Below are 927 nucleotides of genomic sequence, written 5' to 3'. Positions count from 1 at the left end.
GGCAAGAGCACGCTGCTGCACCTGATGGGCGGGCTCGAAGCGCCCACCAGCGGCGCGGTGCAGCTGAAGGGCCGCGATTTCTCGCACATGAACGCGGCGGAGCAGGGCGTGTGGCGCAACCGACACCTCGGTTTCGTCTATCAGTTCCACCATTTGCTGCCGGAGTTCACCGCGCTCGACAACGTCGCGATGCCGCTGCGCATCCGCCGGCTGACGCAGCCCGAGGCGCGCGAGCAGGCGCAGGCGGTGCTCGCGCAGGTGGGCCTGGCGGCACGCGTGCAGCATCGGCCGTCGGAGCTGTCGGGCGGCGAGCGCCRSCGCGTCGCGATCGCGCGGGCCTTGGCCGGCAAGCCGGCCTGCGTGCTGGCCGACGAGCCGACCGGCAACCTCGACCGCGAGACGGCCGATGGGGTGTTCGCGCTGATGCTGGAACTCGCGCGCAACCAGGGCACGGCCTTCGTGATGGTCACGCACGACGAGGCGCTGGCGAAGCGCTGTGATCGGGTGCTTCGGTTGAAGCAGGGGCGGCTGGTCGACTGAGTGCCCGCGGTGTCGGTGTGTGTGGCCATCGCGGGAGCGATGGCTGCAGAGACGGACGAAGACATCGTTCACGGTGGAACCGGATCGACCCGTTGGTCACTCATTCGGTGTCCTGATCGTCGACCTGCCATGGGCGGGTTCGGTCGGGGCATGAATGGCCTCCAGGACTTCAAAGGAACCCGACATGAGCACTCCATCGCCAACGACAGGCCGATCGCGGAGCAACTCTTTCAGTTTGCAGGAGGGGCCCGCTGGACAGGAGCGAGGAAGCTTTATCGAGCGCCAATTCAATACCGCCCGAGGTCTCGCACGTTCGTCTTGTGGGTGCGTTGAACGCAATCCGGGACGCGCCATGGTGGCTGCGGGTTTGCCAAGCCTTGGCATGGG

At 67.2% G+C, this 927-nt stretch carries 1 protein-coding gene; it reads left to right on the top strand.

The window, feature by feature from the left end; all coding sequences use genetic code 11:
- The coding region (locus AC1D15_RS34600) for an ABC transporter ATP-binding protein (RefSeq protein ID WP_477829634.1) at nucleotides 1-540 on the top strand (540 nt) is incomplete at its 5' end.
- Between the last annotated feature and the right edge of the window lie 387 nt (nucleotides 541-927).

Source organism: Rhizobacter sp. P2_H2 (assembly GCF_056403375.1).
Note: the sequence above shows the minus strand (reverse complement) of the source record. Positions and strands in the feature narration are given on the sequence as shown.